Origin of the sequence: Bradyrhizobium sp. Ec3.3 (assembly GCF_000472925.1) — a bacterium.
Classification (GTDB): domain Bacteria; phylum Pseudomonadota; class Alphaproteobacteria; order Rhizobiales; family Xanthobacteraceae; genus Bradyrhizobium.
Genome location: NZ_AXAS01000003.1, coordinates 221,415 through 237,306, shown reverse-complemented (window position 1 = coordinate 237,306; position 15,892 = coordinate 221,415). Strand labels below are relative to the sequence as shown.

General features: G+C 64.3%; 16 protein-coding genes and 1 riboswitch. Of the genes, 11 read left to right on the top strand and 5 right to left on the bottom strand.

Translation table 11 applies throughout. The annotated features are described in order from the left end of the window. Nucleotides 1–70: 70 nt before the first annotated feature. From YUU_RS0105645 to YUU_RS0105635, 3 genes are all read left to right on the top strand, one after another. Nucleotides 71–1,279, top strand: coding sequence for an aspartate aminotransferase family protein (locus YUU_RS0105645; protein ID WP_027521513.1), 1,209 nt, complete (start codon nucleotides 71–73; stop codon nucleotides 1,277–1,279). Continuing rightward, the gene (gene argF, locus YUU_RS0105640) at nucleotides 1,279–2,202 is read left to right on the top strand and encodes an ornithine carbamoyltransferase (protein WP_027521512.1); all 924 of its coding nucleotides are present in this window, start codon (nucleotides 1,279–1,281) and stop codon (nucleotides 2,200–2,202) included. Before YUU_RS0105645 ends, argF begins: the two co-directional genes overlap by 1 nt. Nucleotides 2,203–2,448: 246 nt before the next feature. Continuing rightward, nucleotides 2,449–3,456: an Hsp33 family molecular chaperone gene (locus YUU_RS0105635; RefSeq protein WP_027521511.1), complete on the top strand. Its 1,008-nt coding sequence runs from the start codon at nucleotides 2,449–2,451 to the stop codon at nucleotides 3,454–3,456. Between the two features lie 138 nt (nucleotides 3,457–3,594). Here the strand turns inward: YUU_RS0105635 and apaG are convergent, their stop codons facing one another. Next, nucleotides 3,595–3,990 carry a Co2+/Mg2+ efflux protein ApaG gene (apaG, locus tag YUU_RS0105630; RefSeq protein ID WP_027521510.1) on the bottom strand — a complete coding sequence of 132 codons (396 nt, stop codon included), beginning with the start codon at nucleotides 3,988–3,990 and terminating at the stop codon, nucleotides 3,595–3,597. 178 nt (nucleotides 3,991–4,168) lie between these two features. Here apaG and YUU_RS0105625 point away from each other — a divergent pair, with 178 nt between their 5' ends. Genes YUU_RS0105625 through YUU_RS0105615 form a run of 3 tightly spaced genes read left to right on the top strand, consistent with a single transcriptional unit; the run spans nucleotide 4,169 to nucleotide 7,227 of the window. Further along, a complete protein-coding gene (locus tag YUU_RS0105625; protein WP_027521509.1) occupies nucleotides 4,169–5,428 on the top strand; it encodes an OpgC domain-containing protein in 1,260 nt (419 codons plus the stop codon). Next, a complete protein-coding gene (locus YUU_RS0105620) occupies nucleotides 5,428–6,207 on the top strand; it encodes an SGNH/GDSL hydrolase family protein (protein ID WP_027521508.1) in 780 nt (259 codons plus the stop codon). Before YUU_RS0105625 ends, YUU_RS0105620 begins: the two co-directional genes overlap by 1 nt. Before the next feature lie 12 nt (nucleotides 6,208–6,219). Beyond that, the gene (locus YUU_RS0105615) at nucleotides 6,220–7,227 is read left to right on the top strand and encodes an SGNH/GDSL hydrolase family protein (RefSeq protein ID WP_027521507.1); all 1,008 of its coding nucleotides are present in this window, start codon (nucleotides 6,220–6,222) and stop codon (nucleotides 7,225–7,227) included. Nucleotides 7,228–7,345: 118 nt separating this feature from the next. Here YUU_RS0105615 and YUU_RS0105610 read toward each other — a convergent pair whose 3' ends face one another. Next, complete coding sequence (locus YUU_RS0105610) at nucleotides 7,346–8,542, bottom strand: O-succinylhomoserine sulfhydrylase (protein WP_027521506.1); 1,197 nt, start codon at nucleotides 8,540–8,542, stop codon at nucleotides 7,346–7,348. Between the two features lie 69 nt (nucleotides 8,543–8,611). Then, nucleotides 8,612–8,691: riboswitch (SAM riboswitch) on the bottom strand. A gap of 79 nt (nucleotides 8,692–8,770) precedes the next feature. Here YUU_RS0105610 and YUU_RS0105605 point away from each other — a divergent pair. From YUU_RS0105605 to YUU_RS0105580, 5 genes are all read left to right on the top strand, one after another. Further along, nucleotides 8,771–9,907 carry a 2'-deoxycytidine 5'-triphosphate deaminase gene (locus tag YUU_RS0105605; RefSeq protein WP_156944108.1) on the top strand — a complete coding sequence of 379 codons (1,137 nt, stop codon included), beginning with the start codon at nucleotides 8,771–8,773 and terminating at the stop codon, nucleotides 9,905–9,907. Nucleotides 9,908–10,131: 224 nt separating this feature from the next. Further along, on the top strand, nucleotides 10,132–10,554 hold the full coding sequence (locus tag YUU_RS0105595) for a PAS domain S-box protein (protein ID WP_027521504.1): 423 nt from the start codon (nucleotides 10,132–10,134) through the stop codon (nucleotides 10,552–10,554). Nucleotides 10,555–10,659: 105 nt separating this feature from the next. Further along, nucleotides 10,660–11,712 (top strand): hypothetical protein, encoded by a 1,053-nt coding sequence (locus YUU_RS0105590; RefSeq protein WP_027521503.1) that lies wholly within the window; start codon nucleotides 10,660–10,662, stop codon nucleotides 11,710–11,712. 208 nt (nucleotides 11,713–11,920) lie between these two features. After that, the gene (locus YUU_RS0105585; RefSeq protein WP_027521502.1) at nucleotides 11,921–13,387 is read left to right on the top strand and encodes an MATE family efflux transporter; all 1,467 of its coding nucleotides are present in this window, start codon (nucleotides 11,921–11,923) and stop codon (nucleotides 13,385–13,387) included. A gap of 143 nt (nucleotides 13,388–13,530) precedes the next feature. Continuing rightward, nucleotides 13,531–14,223: a hypothetical protein gene (locus YUU_RS0105580; RefSeq protein WP_027521501.1), complete on the top strand. Its 693-nt coding sequence runs from the start codon at nucleotides 13,531–13,533 to the stop codon at nucleotides 14,221–14,223. 96 nt (nucleotides 14,224–14,319) lie between these two features. Here the strand turns inward: YUU_RS0105580 and YUU_RS0105575 are convergent, their stop codons facing one another. The 3 genes from YUU_RS0105575 to YUU_RS0105565 form a co-directional block, all read right to left on the bottom strand. Then, complete coding sequence (locus YUU_RS0105575; protein WP_027521500.1) at nucleotides 14,320–14,790, bottom strand: hypothetical protein; 471 nt, start codon at nucleotides 14,788–14,790, stop codon at nucleotides 14,320–14,322. A gap of 125 nt (nucleotides 14,791–14,915) precedes the next feature. Next, nucleotides 14,916–15,308, bottom strand: a complete 393-nt coding sequence (locus YUU_RS0105570) for an SRPBCC family protein (RefSeq protein WP_027521499.1) — start codon at nucleotides 15,306–15,308, stop codon at nucleotides 14,916–14,918. 220 nt (nucleotides 15,309–15,528) lie between these two features. Continuing rightward, entirely contained in the window at nucleotides 15,529–15,888 is a 360-nt protein-coding gene (locus tag YUU_RS0105565; protein WP_027521498.1) for a VOC family protein, read from the bottom strand. Nucleotides 15,889–15,892 lie beyond the last annotated feature (4 nt).

The window sequence follows — 15,892 nt, the reverse complement described above, 5'->3', positions numbered from 1 at the left end:
TTCCGGGCAGGTCAACGATGCGCTGCGCAAGGCAGTCTCGTGAGCCAGCCTCAACATTCAAGTGACCGTCATGACCAAAAGCGCCGCGACGCATTTGCTTCCCGTTTTCGCCAGGGCTGAGCTCGGCTTCGAGCGCGGCGAGGGCTGCTGGCTGGTCGCGACCAATGGCGAGCGCTATCTCGATTTCACCTCGGGTGTCGCCGTGAATGCGCTGGGCCATGCACACCCCGCTTTGGTCAAGGCCTTGCAGGAGCAGGCCACGAAGCTCTGGCACATGTCGAACCTGTTCCAGAGCCCGGACGGCGAGAAGCTCGCAGTCAGGCTCTGCAACGAGAGCTTTGCGGACTTCGTGTTCTTCTGCAATTCCGGCGCCGAGGCGATGGAATGCGTAATCAAGGTGGTGCGCCGCTATCACGCCTCCAAGGGCCATCCCGAGCGCTACCGCATGATCACCTTCGAGGGCGCCTTCCATGGCCGCACGCTGGCAACGCTCGCGGCGACCGGCTCGGCAAAATATCTCGAAGGTTTCGGTCCGCAGCTCGACGGCTTTGACCAGGTGCCGCATGGCGACCTCGAAGCCGTCAAGAAGGCGATCGGCCCACAGACTGCAGGCATCCTGATCGAGCCGATCCAGGGCGAGGGCGGCGTGCGCTCGGCTCCTCCCGCCTTCTATCGCGCGCTGCGCCAGCTCTGCGACGAGCATGGTCTTCTGCTTGCCTTCGACGAGGTGCAGACCGGCATGGGCCGCACCGGCGATCTCTTTGCCCATCGCCGTCTCGGCGTGACTCCCGACGTGATGTCGCTTGCGAAGGCACTCGGCGGCGGCTTTCCGATCGGCGCGTGCCTTGCGACCGCCGAAGCCGCCTCAGGCATGACGCCTGGCTCGCACGGCTCGACCTTCGGCGGCAATCCGCTCGCCGTGTCCGCGGCGAACGCCGTGCTCGACGTCATGCTCAAGCCCGGTTTCTTCGATCACGTGCAGAAGATGTCGCTGCTGCTCAAGCAGAAGCTGGCCTCCGTGATCGACCGCCATCCCGATGTCGTCAGCGAGGTGCGCGGCGAGGGGCTTTTGATCGGCCTCAAGGCCGTCGTGCCCTCCGGCGATCTCGCCACGGCGCTGCGCAACGAAAAGCTGCTCACCGTCGGCGCCGGCGACAATGTGGTGCGCTTCCTGCCGCCTTTGATCGTCACCGAGGTGGAGATCGAGGAGGGCGTCGCGCGGCTCGAGCGCGCCTGCACGGCGATCGAATCAAATCTCAAGGCACGGGCGGCAGGCTGATGAGCAAGACGCCCAAGCACTTCCTGGACATCAACGAGCTGCCGCTGTCGGAGCTCAAGAGCATGCTCGCCGCTTCCTCCGCCATGAAGGCGAAGCAGAAGGCGCATCAGCCGGTCAAGCCGCTCGAAGGCAAGACGCTGGCGATGATCTTCGAGCGTCCGTCGACGCGGACGCGGGTGTCGTTCGATGTCGCCATGCGCCAGCTCGGCGGCGAGCCCATCATGCTCACCGGCGCCGAGATGCAGCTCGGCCGCGGCGAGACCATCGCCGACACCGCGCGCGTGCTGTCGCGCTATGTCGATGCCATCATGATCCGCATCCTCAATCACGATGCGCTGCTCGAGCTCGCGGCGAATGCGACCGTGCCCGTCATCAACGGGCTGACGCGGCGTTCGCATCCCTGCCAGGTGATGGCCGACCTCATGACCTATGAGGAGCATCGGGGGCCGATCGAAGGAAAGACGGTGGCCTGGACCGGCGACGACAACAACGTTCTCGCCTCCTGGGCGCATGCCGCCGAGCGCTTCAAGTTCAACCTCAATGTCGCGACGCCGCCGGAGCTCGCGCCGAAAAAGGCGATGCGCGACTGGGTGAAGGCGACGGGCGCTCCGATCATGCTGGGTACCGATCCGGAAGCCGCGGTGCGCGGCGCCGATTGCGTCGTCACCGATACCTGGGTCTCGATGGGCGACAAGGAAGGCGAGCGCCGCCACAACGTGCTCAAGCCCTACCAAGTCAACGCCAAGCTGATGTCGCTCGCCAAGCCCGATGCGCTGTTCATGCACTGCCTGCCCGCCCATCGCGGCGAGGAGGTTACCGACGAGGTGATCGACGGCCCGCAATCCGTCGTGTTCGACGAGGCCGAAAACCGCCTGCACGCGCAGAAGGGCATTTTGGCCTGGTGCTTTGACGCGGTGAAGTAATTCGACGCGGTGGCGTAGATCCGCGTCGTCGTCCTGGCGAAAGCCAGGACCCATTGCCACCGGCCTTCGTTTGGCGAAGGTTGACAATTGCCAGCTCGCGCCACAGCGCTTTCCTGTGGCTATGGGTCCTGGCTTTCGCCAGGACGACACCGAACTTGCTGTATCCGTTTGCGATCAAAACCGCGCGCGGGCCGAGTTGCTCCAAACCCCTTCCATTTCACCTCCTCCGACCCCAGATAGAGCGCCATGGTCTCCCAATCCCCTGACATCAAAGCCGGGCCCGAAAGCCCGGTTCGCGCGCCGTCTTCCGTTCCCGTCGACGATGCCGTGCTGCCCTTCGAGGTCGATGCGCTCGACGTGCGCGGGCGCTTGACCCGGCTCGGGCCCACGCTCGACGATATCCTCACCAAGCACGATTATCCCGCGCCGGTCGGCAAGCTGCTTGGCGAGGCCATCGTGCTGACGACGCTGCTCGGCTCGGCGGTGAAATTCGAAGGTCGCTTCATTCTTCAGGCGCAGACTGACGGCCCGGTGTCATTCCTGGTGGTCGACTTCAAGGCACCCGACCGCCTGCGCGCCTATGCCCGCTACGACGCCTCGCGGCTCGGCGAGGCGAAGGACTCCGGCTCGCTGCTCGGTCGCGGCCATCTCGCCATGACCATCGACCAGGGCGCGGATATGAGCCGCTACCAGGGCCTCGTCGCGCTCGACGGCGGCAGCCTGGAAGACGCCGCGCATGAGTACTTCCTGCGCTCGGAGCAGATCCCGACCCAGGTGCGCCTCGCCGTCGGCGAGGAATGGCGCTCGAGCGACGGCGGCAAGCACCGCTGGCGCGCCGGTGGTCTCTTGATGCAGTTCTTGCCGAAGGCGCCGGAGCGCGCGCGACAGGCCGACCTGCATCCCGGTGACGCGCCCGAAGGCACCACGCCGCATACCGTCGCCGAGGACGATGCCTGGGTCGAGGCGCGCTCGCTGATCGGCACGGCCGAGGACGTCGAGCTGATCGATCCCGATCTCTCCGGCGAGCGGCTGTTGTACCGCCTCTTCCACGAGCGCGGCGTGCGCGTGTTCAAGCCGCACGGTCTGAAGGCGGAATGTTCCTGCTCGCGCGATGCGGTGGCAGCGATGCTGAAGAGCTTTTCGCCGGATGATCGTGCCGCGATGGTCAAGGACGACAAGGTCGTCGTGACCTGCGAGTTCTGCAGCTCGGTGTATCAATTCACGCCGCACGAGGCGGGCGTGGAAAACGCGTAGCCAAGCGCTCGGAAATCGTAGGTGGGCAAAGCGAAGCGTGCCCATCAACTTCTGTCGCATGATTGGAGAGATGGTGGGCACGCTTCGCTTTGCCCACCCTACGGCAGCTACAGTCGCGATACCGCAGCTCGCCGCCCCTCAATTCAACACCCGCTTGCCGCCGTCCGGGCTGTCCAGCGAGAACGTCGGCACGTCGATCTCAAATCGCTCGCCGCTTTCGTTGACCATCTGGTAGCGGCCGGTCATGAAGCCCGAGGCGGTCGAGAGCGGGACGCCGGAGGTGTATTCGTAGCGCTCGCCGGGCGCGAGGATTGGCTGCTCGCCGATCACGCCTTCGCCTTTAACCTCCTGCTGCCGCCCCGTCGCGTCGGTGATGATCCAGTGCCGCGTCTTGAGCTGCACGGTCTCGTCGCCGGAATTGGTGATCACGATGGTGTAGGACCAGAAGTAGCGCGAGCGCTCGGCCGACGACTGCTCCGGGACAAAGTTCGGCTCGACGGTCACTTCGATCTGGCGGGTCACGGCACGGTACATGGCTGCCATCATAACGAAAAGCTTGCCGGGAACCAATCGTGGCTCGCGGCGTCAGCGACATCGTGCCGCCCGAATTGGCACCGTAGTTACACCCCAATGTGATCCGATCGCTTTGCGAGCAGGCCACCGGCCCGGTACACTCCTCAAACGCTGCGATTTGCGCAAGGGTTTTGGCCCGATGACCATTGCCGATCAAGTGACGGGATCACCGGTCGCCGGAACCGCGGATGCCAAGTCCACCGTGGAGGCGAAGCCGCGCGCGGCGGCGCCCGCCATCACGCTGCCCGTCATCGGCGAGCGCGAGCTTCGCCTCGACCTTTTCCGCGGGCTGGCGTTGTGGCTGATCTTCATCGACCACTTGCCGCCAAATCTGCTGACCTGGTTCACCATCCGCAACTACGGCTTCAGCGACGCCACCGAGATCTTCATCTTCATCTCCGGCTACACCGCGGCCTTCGTCTACGGCCGCGCGATGCTGGACTCAGGCGTCGTCATCGCCACGGCGCGGATCCTGCGTCGGGTTTGGCAGATCTATGTCGCCCACGTCTTCCTGTTCACGATCTTCCTCGCGGAAATCTCCTATGTCGCGACCAGCTTCGAGAACCCGCTCTACACGGAAGAGATGGGCATCATGGATTTCCTCAAGCAGCCCGACGTCACCATCGTGCAGGCGCTGCTGCTGCGCTTCCGGCCCGTCAACATGGACGTGCTGCCGCTCTACATCGTGTTGATGCTGGCGCTGCCGCTGATCCTCTGGCTGATGAAATGGAAGCCGGATCTCACGCTCGGCCTGTCGGTCGTGCTCTACGTGGTGACTTGGGAGTTCGATCTCTATTTTTCGGCCTATCCGAACGGCTTCTGGGCGTTCAACCCGCTGGCCTGGCAATTGCTGTTCGTGTTCGGTGCCTGGTGTGCGCTCGGAGGTGCACGGCGCATGTCACGGATCCTGGCATCACCCGTGACGATGTGGATCTCGATCGCCTATCTGGCCGCGGCGTTCTACGTGACGTTGACCTGGTACGTGCCGCAGCTCTCCCACTTCATGCCGAAGCGGATCGAGCAGTGGATGTATCCGATCGACAAGACCGATCTGGACGTGCTGCGCTTCACGCATTTCCTGGCGCTGGCCGCGCTCACCGTGCGCTTCCTGCCGCGGGACTGGCCGGGCCTGAAATCGCCTCTCCTGAGGCCGTTGATCCTCTGCGGCCAGCATTCGCTGGAGATCTTCTGCCTCGGCGTGTTCCTGGCCTTTGCCGGCCATTTCATCCTGGCCGAGGTGTCCGGTGGCCCGGGCATGCATGCGCTGATTAGTCTCTGCGGAATCCTGATCATGTGGGCCATGGCCTGGGTGATTTCGTGGTACAAGCAGGTGGCTGACAAGAGCGGTTCGAAAACCAAAAACGCCGTCGGCAACGCCGATCTGGCGGGAGGGGGCTGATGAAGGCGAAGGTTCTCCGGAGCCTGATCCTGCTATGCGGTGTGCTCGCCGCGCCTTCCGCGCGCGCCGAGGATAATGCTGCGCCTCAAGCTCCCGCAGGGCCTGCGGCCTGCGAGGTGCCGTCCTATCTGCTCGCCACCGAAAGCCAGCTCCCGAAGGTCGCCGAGGCCGTGAAGAGCGAAAAGCCGCTCGAAATCCTGGTCGTCGGCAGCCGGTCGACCACCATCCCGTCGTCGGAAGAGAGCTCCTATCCGGCCCGGCTGCAGGCGATCCTGAAGGAGAAGCTGCCGTCGGAACCGGTGCACGTCTCCGTAGAACTACAGAGCAAGAAGACCGCAGAAGAGGCCGCATCCACCTTCGTTAAGCTTATGGAAGCGAAAAGGCCTACTTTGGTCATCTGGCAGACCGGGACCGTGGATGCTATCCGATCCATCGATCCCGATGAGTTCCGAGGTGCCGTCACGGATGGCGTTACTGCGCTGCAAAACGCTGGGGCCGACGTTATATTGATGAACTTGCAGTATAGCCCGCGGACCGAAACCATGATCTCGGTGCCGCCCTACCTAGATAATATGCGCGTGGTCGCGCAGGAGCATGATATTCCGCTGTTCGACCGTTTCGCGATCATGCGTCAATGGAATGATCAGGGGCAGTTCGACCTGTTCAATTCGTCGCGTGGACCGGAGTTGGCGAAACAGGTCCATGATTGCCTTGGCCGGGCGCTGGCGCAGTTCGTCGTCGATGCCGCCCATCTGGGTCCGGCCCAGCAGCAAAATTGAGGTTCAGCGTAAATGAGTTCTTTCCGCCCTTTTGGCCTGACGGCATGGCTGGCTGCGCCCATAGCGGCCGCGCTGCTGATGCCTGTGGCGCTGTCACCCGCCCACGCGCAGGCCGTGGCAGTCGCGCCGACGGCCCCACAGGCCGCTGGTCCGGCGCCCGCACCGCAGATCACGACCCCCGCGACCAGCCAGCAAGACTTTCCCGAGCAGCGCGGCCTCACCGCGCGCGCCATTGACAGGGTCAAGCAGGTCGCCAAATCCGCCGGCGACATCTTTAGCCGCGTGCCGTGCCTGCCGCCCAAGGGCAGCGCGAACAAGGGCAGCGCGAAATCGATGGGCTCGCTGCCGCATGTCGCGGGCAAGCTGGTCGCCGGCAAGCCGGTCGTGATCGTCGCGTTCGGATCGTCGTCGACGGCGGGCTTCGGTGCGAGCTCGCCCGATTTCAACTATCCGAACCGCCTCGCCGGACAGCTTCGCCGGCAATATCCGACTGCCGACATCACCGTCATCAACGCCGGTGTCGGCGGCGAGGACGCGCCCGAGATGATGAAGCGCCTCCAGAAGGAGGTGATCGACGTGCATCCGGACCTCGTGATCTGGCAGGTCGGCACCAATGCGGTGCTGCGCAACCTCGATCCGGGCGACACCGCAAAGCTCGTCGAGGACGGCATCACGCGCATCCAGGCGGCCGGCGATGCCGACATCGTGCTGGTCGATCCGCAATATTCGCCGCGCGTCACCGAGCGCCCCGAGAGCGCCGGCAAGATGGTGAAGCTGCTCGGCCGTGTCGCCGAGCTCCGCCATGTCGGGATCTTCCCGCGCTTCGAGGTGATGCGCGACTGGCACGAGAAGCAGGCCATTCCGGTCGAGAGTTTCGTGATCTCCGACGGCCTGCACATGAATGATTGGGGCTACGCCTGCTTCGCGCAGCTCCTCGGCGACGACATCATCCGCTCCGTCGGCCAGATCAAGTTAGGGGTCAACGTGCCTGCCGACGTGCGGACGTATAGGCCGATGTAGCTGCCGTAGGGTGGGCAAAGGCGCGTTAGCGCCGTGCCCACCACTTTATCTAACTCAAACGTCGGCAGAAGTGGTGGGCCCGCTTCGCTTTGCCCACCCTACGATTTCGAGTGCGTGGTTACGCCTTCTCCAGCGCCGCGGTGAGATCCTCGATCAGATCATCGGCATGCTCGAGCCCCGCGGAGAAGCGTATAAAGCCCTCGCTGATGCCGAGCGCAGCGCGGTCTTCCGGCTTCAGGCGCTGATGCGTCGTGGTCGCCGGATGCGTCACCAGACTCTTGGCGTCGCCGAGATTGTTCGAAATCTTCGCCAGCTTAAGCGCATTGAGCACGCGGAATGCCGCCTGCTTGCCGCCCTTGACCTCGAAGCCGACCAGCGTCGAGCCGCCGCGCATCTGCTTCTTCACCAGCGCCGCCTGCGGATGATCGGCGCGGCCGGGATAGACCAGCCGCGAGATCTTTGGATGGCTCGCGAGCACCTCGGCAACGCGGGCCGCGGTGTCGGTCTGCGCACGCACGCGCACGCCGAGCGTCTCCAGCCCCTTGAGCAAAACCCAGGCGTTGAACGGCGAGATCGACGGCCCGGTCTGGCGCATGAAATTGTGGATGTGCTCGGCGATGAAGGCTTCCGACGACAGGATGACGCCCCCCAGGCACCGACCCTGGCCGTCGATATGCTTGGTCGCGGAATAGACCACGACATCGGCACCGAGCGCGAGCGGGCTCTGCCAGATCGGGGTGGCGAACACGTTGTCGACAACGAGCCGTGCGCCGCCCTTGTGCGCGATCTCGGCGATGGCCGGGATGTCGAGCACGTCGAGCGTCGGATTGGTCGGGCTCTCCAGGAAGAACGTCTTGGTGTTCGGCTTGACCGCGCGCTGCCACTGGTCGAGATCCAGACCATCGACCAGCGTGGTCTCGATGCCGTAGCGCGGCAACAGATCCTGCACCACGTAGAGGCACGAGCCGAACAGCGCCTTTGATGCCACCACGTGATCGCCAGACTTCAAGGGCGCCAGGATCGCGGTTGTCACCGCGGCCATGCCGGTCGCTGCCGAGCGGGCGGCTTCGGCGCCTTCGAGCTCGATCATGCGCTGCTCGAACATCGCGATCGTCGGGTTGGAATAGCGCGAATAGATGAAGCCGGGATCTTCGCCCTTGAACCGCGCCTCGCATTCCTCGGCGCTCGCGTAGACGTAGCCCTGGGTCAGGAACAACGCCTCGGACGTCTCGCCATATTGCGAGCGCAGGGTGCCGGAATGGACGAGGCGGGTTTCGGGACGGTATTGCGCGGCGGACGCCGGGGACTTCGACATAGGACCTCCAACGTGACCACTTGAAAATGGTCACAAAAAAACCGGCCTGGATATCTCCACTGGCCGGGATCACAGAGGTCCCCGGCCTGTTTAGCGATTTATTTAACGTGGCTGCAAGCCGGCCGGCTCAAATCACCACGGGATAAGTCATGCTCATATTCCGCCATGCCCTTTTCGTCAAGGCATCCATCGGATAGCGGTAAAAGGTTCGTTTTTCCGCATTTTTGGATGCGTTTGACCCGAGATGAGGACCACCGGTTGACGTTCACGGTCGCCGCCGACGCCAATGGTATCCTGCCCGACCGCATGATCGCGGCGATGGCGGATGACGGGCTTATCCTGCCCGCCTACGACTTCGTCGAAAGCCAGATCCAGCCGGCGAGCCTCGATTTGCGTCTCGGCGATATCGCCTACCGTGTCCGCGCGAGCTTCCTGCCCGGGCCGGGGGCCACCGTTGCCGAGCGCATCGATGAGCTGAAGCTGCATGAGTTCAGCCTTGCCGACGGCGCGGTGCTGGAGACCAATTGCGTCTACATCGTGCCGCTGCTCGAGAGTCTCGCGCTGCCGCCGGAGATCGTCGCGGCCGCCAATCCGAAGAGCTCGACCGGCCGGCTCGACGTCTTCACCCGCGTGATCGCCGACGGCACCCGCCGCTTCGACATGATCGGCGCAGGCTATCATGGCCCGCTCTATGCCGAGATCAGCCCAAAAACGTTTCCGGTGCTGGTGAGCGAAGGCTCGCGGCTATCGCAGGTGCGCTTCCGCACCGGCGATGCCATCCTCAACATTGACCAGCTCGAGGCGCTGCATGCGACCGAGCGTCTCGTCGACATCGACGAGGCCGATCTCACCGGCGGTGTCGCCGTCTCCGTCGATCTCTCCGGCGAGAAGGGCGGCGGCTTCGTCGGCTATCGCGCGAAACGACACACCGGCGTCGTCGACGTCGATCGCCGCGCCGGCTACGCGGTCGAGGATTTCTGGGAGCCGATCTCGGCGCGTCCCGACGGCAGCCTCATCCTTGATCCCGGCGAGTTCTACATCCTCGCCTCCAAGGAAGCCGTGCAGGTGCCGCCGGACTACGCTGCGGAGATGGTGCCGTTCGATCCTCTGGTCGGCGAATTTCGCGTGCACTATGCCGGCTTCTTCGATCCCGGCTTCGGCTATGCCGGTGCGGGCGGGCAAGGCGCGCGCGCGGTACTCGAGGTGCGCTCGCGCGAAGTGCCCTTCATCCTCGAGCACGGCCAGATCGTCGGCCGCCTCGTCTACGAGAAGATGCTGGCGCGGCCCGACGCAATGTACGGCCAGCGCATCGGCTCGAACTACCAGGCGCAGGGCCTGAAGCTGAGCAAGCATTTCCGGGTGTAGCCGCATCCTCCGATGTCATGCCCCGGCTTGATCGGGGCACCACTACGCCGCGGCCCATTGTTCAGGCTCGACCGCCTCTGGAATACCGGATCGCCCGATCGAGGTCGGGCGATGACACCGAATGTGCGTCAGGTTGCGAAGCGAAATCCGGGAACTCTCGCCACCAAAAAGATCCCGGATTGCGCTGCGCTCCATCCGGGCTACATTCCGTCCGAGGTGACGACATGACAGATCAATCCGACCTCGACACAAGAATTCTCGAAGACGCCGCGGATGCGCTGATCTATTCGGATCGGGCGGGCACGATCGTCCGATGGAATCGCGCCTCGAGCGCGCTGTTCGGTTTCTCCGCGCAGGAGGCGCTCGGCCAGAACCTCGACCTGATCGTTCCCGAGCATTTGCGCGCCGCGCATTGGAAGGGCTTTGAGACTGCGACGTCGAGCGGCGCGATGAAGCTCGCCGGCCGCCCTACGCTGACCCGCGCGCTGCACAAGAGCGGGCGCAAGCTCTACATCGAGATGACGTTTGCGCTTGTCAGAGACGCTGGCGGCGCCGTGCAGGGGGCGGTGGCAATGGCGCGCGATGTGACCGAAAGGGTCGAACGCGAGCGCGCGGCCAAGGCTGCGTCGCCGCCGCCAACTTCGTGATCCGGAATTGGGCTAGGAAGCGTGCAGGGCGCCCTGCACGAGCGTCAGCTTGCTCGTCACTGGGGGCAGTGACACACTCGATCAAAACAACGATCGGGAGCGAACATGGCCGCTGCAGCAGACTCCGCGCAGGAAGCCCGGTGGCAACGCTGGCGCGCCATCGCCGATCTCTACCACGCCTATTTCACCGGCCTCATCCTCACCGTGGTGACGCGACGCGGCACGGCGGATGCTGCCGAATTCGTCTTCCGCGTGTTTCGCCGCCAGCAGCAGGAGCGTTTCCTTCCCGGGCTCGACAAGCTCGGGCTGCGTCATTTGCCGCCGGCGGTGGCGGCTGCGCAATATCACTATCTCTCCAACTGGATCGGCGGCGTGCATGTCGAATACATGTATGAGAGCGATGCTAAGGCCTGGATCCGCTATCCGCCGCCACGCTGGATCTGGAAGGGCCCCGCGATCTGCGGCATTCCCGGCGAGGTGTCGCGCGCGATGCTGCGCGGCTGGCACGCCAACAACGGCGCGGCGCTCGGTGATCTCAGGCTCGGCTTCGTCTGCACCAAGCAGAGCGTCGACGGCCAGGACGGGCTCGAAGGTTACTACTACGAATATGATCATCCGCTCGAGGTCGACCAGCGCCTGGTATTCGCGCGCCATCTCGAAGCACCGCTGTTCGATGCGGACAGCGCGCCGGGACTGCCGGTCGCGAGCTGGCCAAAGCCGCGGCTGGAAAAGGCCTATCGCAACTACGCGATGGAATATGTCCGCACGGCCGCGCCTGTGATGGTGCAGTTGTTCGGTCCCGAGGATGCCGGATATCTCCTGCATCTGACGGGCAAACTGATCGGCATGCAGAGTTTTGACGAGGTCGCGGCGGCGCTGGGGAAGAGCCGCGGCGGCGCGAAGGAGTTTGCATCCTTCCTGAACGCCCTGCTCGCGGCACAGGACGATGCGGCCGATCTTGCGGAGTCCGAAGGCGGCTTCGAGATCGGTCAGCAAAGCTGGAAGCTGATGGATGATGTCGCCGATTATCATCCGGCTATCGCGAAGGTGCTGCAAGGCCTGTTCGAGGGGCTTGCGGCCGGCTGCGGGCGTCATATCGGCGTCAGGCTGCAAGCGGGTGCAGGCGGCAAGCCGCCGCTGCTCTGGAGCATCGGTTAGCGAAGCACCTTCCATGCGCCGAAATGCGCTCCCGCAGGGCACGCTTGCGCCTGACGCAGGTGGAATCGGTCATCGCCGTGCTAACACTGGCCATTCATCAGGTTCGTTCATGGGTTGAATCGGTCAATTGACGGTGAACGTGATCATACTCACAGACGCTGCGATCCAATCGTCGTAGCACCTTCTTAAAGAGTCATTTGGAGAGGAAATGTCCGACGTCGGCGTCGCCGAGATTCCGGTCGATGAGGAGGAGCGTCCCAAGCCGCCGCAGTCGCGGCCGGCGCGATCTGCTGCGCCACGGAGCGCGCTGGTCGACGGGCCGATCCTACGCACGCTGCTCGGGCTTGCCTGGCCGAACGTGATCGGGCTCTCCGCCGGCACCTGCGTGGTGATCGCGGAGACCTCCTATATCGGCCGTCTGGGCGTCGAATCCCTCGCCGCGATGGCGCTGGTGTTTCCCTGCGTGATCCTGATGATGACGATGTCCGGCGGCGCCATGGGCGGTGCCGTGGCTTCCGCGATTGCGCGTGCGCTGGGGGCTGGCGACCGCGAGCGCGCCGGCACGCTTGCCGCGCACGCGCTCCTGATCGGCATTGCCTTCGGCCTCGTCTTCATGCTGGGCATGCTGATCTTCGGGCCGCGTCTGCTCGAGCTGCTCGGCGGCCGCGGCAATGTGCTGGCGCAGGCGGTCGCCTACACGCAGGTGTTCTTCGGCGGCGCGGTGCTGCCCTGGCTGCTCAATACTTTGGCTGGCGTGCTGCGCGGCACCGGCAACATGAAGCTGCCCTCGCTGTTGATGCTCAATTCGGCGGTGTGCCAGATCATCCTCGGCGGCACGCTGGGCCTCGGGCTCGGCCCCGTCCCGCAATTCGGCATGCGCGGCGTCGCCGCCGGCGCGCTGATCGCCTACACGATCAACATCGGCGTGATGGGCTGGTATTTGTTTTCCGGCCGCGCGCGCGTCGTGCCCAAGCTGGCCGGCCTGAAGATCCAGTGGGCGATGTTCTTCGACATCCTGAAAGTGGGCGCCATCGCCTGCTTCTCGCCGCTGCAATCGGTGCTGACGATCTCGATCTTCACCCATATGCTGGCCAAGTTCGGCACCGCGATCCTCGCCGGCTACGGCGTCGGCGCGCGGCTCGAGTTTCTGCTGATCTCGATCGCGTTCTCGTTCGGCATCGCCTCGGTGCCGATGGTCGGCATGGCGATCGGCGCCGGCAAGATCGCACGCGCACGCCGCATTGCCTGGACGGCCGGCGTGGCAGCATTCTTCGCGGTGGGCACGCCCGCGAGCCTGATTGCGATCTTCCCCGATCTCTGGGTCAATATCTTCACCGACAGCGCGATCGTGCGCGCGACGAGTCATCAATATCTCTCCACCGTCGCGCCGTTCTACGCCTTCATGGGCCTCGCCACGGCAATGTATTTTTCATCTCAGGGCGCGGCCAAGGTGCTGGGCCCGGTGCTGGCGCAGACCGCGCGGCTCCTGTTCATCGCGGTCTGCGGCTGGTGGCTGTCGACGCATGAAGCGACCGCGCAGAGCTTCTTCTGGCTCGCTGCGAGCTCGATGGTCGTGCTTGGAACGCTGTCCTGTTCCAGCGTCGTGCTGACGCGCTGGGGACCGCGCGAGACGAAGCCCGCGATCAGGCCGGTTCTTTCGGCCGCGGCGGACTAGGGCGCTTGCCGCATTTTGTTTCCAAATGTTTCTATCTATCGCCAAGCAATATCGAGTAACTGGAGCTGCTCTCTGCCGAAGGCTCCGCGCAAGCTCTTGAGGACAACGTCGCCTCGAGTCCAGCAAAAGCACGGAAAGCCACCATGACCTCGATTTCGGCGCTCTCCTCCCGCCACCACCACACATCGCCGTTGCAGCGACTACAAGACGAGCTGCAAGCTGAAGTGAGTTCGGGCGCGATCAATTCGTCCGATCAGTCGGCGCTGTCGTCCGCCCTCAGCGACGTTGATTCCGCCTTGCAATCGAGCAGCGCGAGCGATCAATCAAGCGGTAGCAGACCATCGACCGACGCTTTCAAGTCAAAGATCGATGATCTTATCCAGCAGGAAGTGCCGGCCGGCAAGCTGACCGACCAGCAGGGCACCGAGCTGCAAGGTATCTTCAAAGCCGCGTTCTCCCATGGGCCGGGTGGAGCAGGTGGACCACCGCCACCCGACGGGCCTCCTCCCGCCAACGGCCCGGATAGTTCGTCGAGCGGCAATTCCGTGGTGGACCTGCTTCAACAATTTCTTCAGTCGCTGACAAGCTCGCTCACGGATTCGAGCTCTTCCAGCACGACGGGAGCAAGCGACACGGCGAATGCAAGCGGATCTTCTTCGGCCAACGGCACGAACAGCTCGTCAAGCGGCAATTCGGCGACGGATCTGCTTCAACAATTTCTTCAGTCGTTGAAAAGCTCGCTCGCGGATTCGACCTACAGCGCGACGCGATCAGGCGACCCGACGAACGCAAACGACCCGTCGCTTTCCGGCGTCCTCATCAACGACCGGATCTGACATCGGCGAGGCATCATCCGACCGGCTCGGTGCAATCATCCTTCGGGTCCCCGAAGGGTGGTTGTCCTGTTGCTACGGTTGCCACGCCGACGCGATCTAGTGATGCCTGTGGCGGCGATGGCCGCTACCGCCGACATTCGCAAGCCGCATCAGTTGCGGGATCATTGCCATCATGTCGCCGCCGCCTGCGCCGCCGAGCATGCCCATGATGTCGCCGCCGCCCATGCCCATGCCGCCCATCGGCGCGTAGCCGCCATAACCGCCGCCGAGACTGCCGCTGGCAAGACCGCCGCCGCCGCCCATCATGCCGCCGAAACCGCCGCCGTTCTCCATCATGCGGCTCATCATCGGGCCCATGGTCTGCATCAGCATGGCGAAGCGGCGCTTGCCCATCTTCGCCTTCATCATCTCCAGCATCGGCGCCATCTGGGTCATCATGTCCTGACCGCCGGCGCCTCCGCCGCCACCGAGACCTGCGAACTGCGCGCGGGCCGGCGTGCTCGTGATGGAAAACAGCAGCAGCAGCACGGCGGCTGCCTGGCGGATCACCTTGTCAGCACCTCTCATTGCTCGCTCCCTTGGCTGGCTCCCTGCATGCGCGGCGCCGCGGGAGGCGGAGCCAAACGGACGCATGGGGCCATGATTAGAGCCGGCGCGGGGAGGGCTCTGTGAAAATCGTCACAGAGGAACCGCTAACCTGGGAACGCCCTGTGCATGGCATGCACCGCTTCCCTGGTCTGCCCCTGCACGTAAGGTGCGAGCTCGTTCGGCAGCATGTCGATGGTCCAGACCAGCCGGCACTTCGCCTCGCCGTCGGCGATCACCTGAACCGAGGCGCTGTAATGCTTCAGCCGCTCGTTGTTGATCGCATAGACCAGCCGCTGCCGCGCGTCGTCGGCGTCGACCAGCACCTCGCGCGCGACCGAGCCGTTGGAGAAGGTGACGATGCGCGCATCGCCGTCGAGCTGGCACGCCGTGACGAAGCCCGGCACGAGACGCTCGTGCAGGGCACCGAAATCGCGAACCGCGTCCCACACTTTGTGTGCGGGAGCGTTGAGAGGAACGTCGTTGTGGATGGAGGCCATGGATGTGTCCTTTTGATTGGGAAAGACGAGCCATAAGGCCGTCATTGCGATGACGAGCCTTGGGCACGCGCATGCCGTACTCTCAGATGTCATCACCCGACTTGATCGGGCGATCCGGTATTCCAGAGACGGGCGTGATTGAATCGAGAAGCCGCGGCGTACTGGATGCCCCGGTCAAGCCGGGGCATGACAGAGTGTGTGTGGTGCTGTGGTCACCACCTCACGTACACACCGCTTCCACATTGTTGCCGTCGGGGTCGATCAAAAACGCCGCGTAGTAGGTCGGGCTGTAGTCCTTGCGCGGACCCGCGCCACCATTGTCGCGTCCGCCGGACTTCAGGCCTTCGCTGTGGAATTTCTTCACGGCGTCGTGGTCCTTGGCGCGGAATGCGATGTGGGCGCCGTCGGCCTTGCGGCCCTTGTTCAGATGCAGCCAGAGCGCCGGCTCGCCCTTCGGCCCGAAGCCGGCATAGCCGTCGCCGCTCGAGCAGAGCACGTAGCCGAGGGGACTGAGCACCGCGGTATAGAATTGCGTGCTGGCGTCGAGGTCGGCAACGCGCAATCCGATGTGGTCGTACATGATG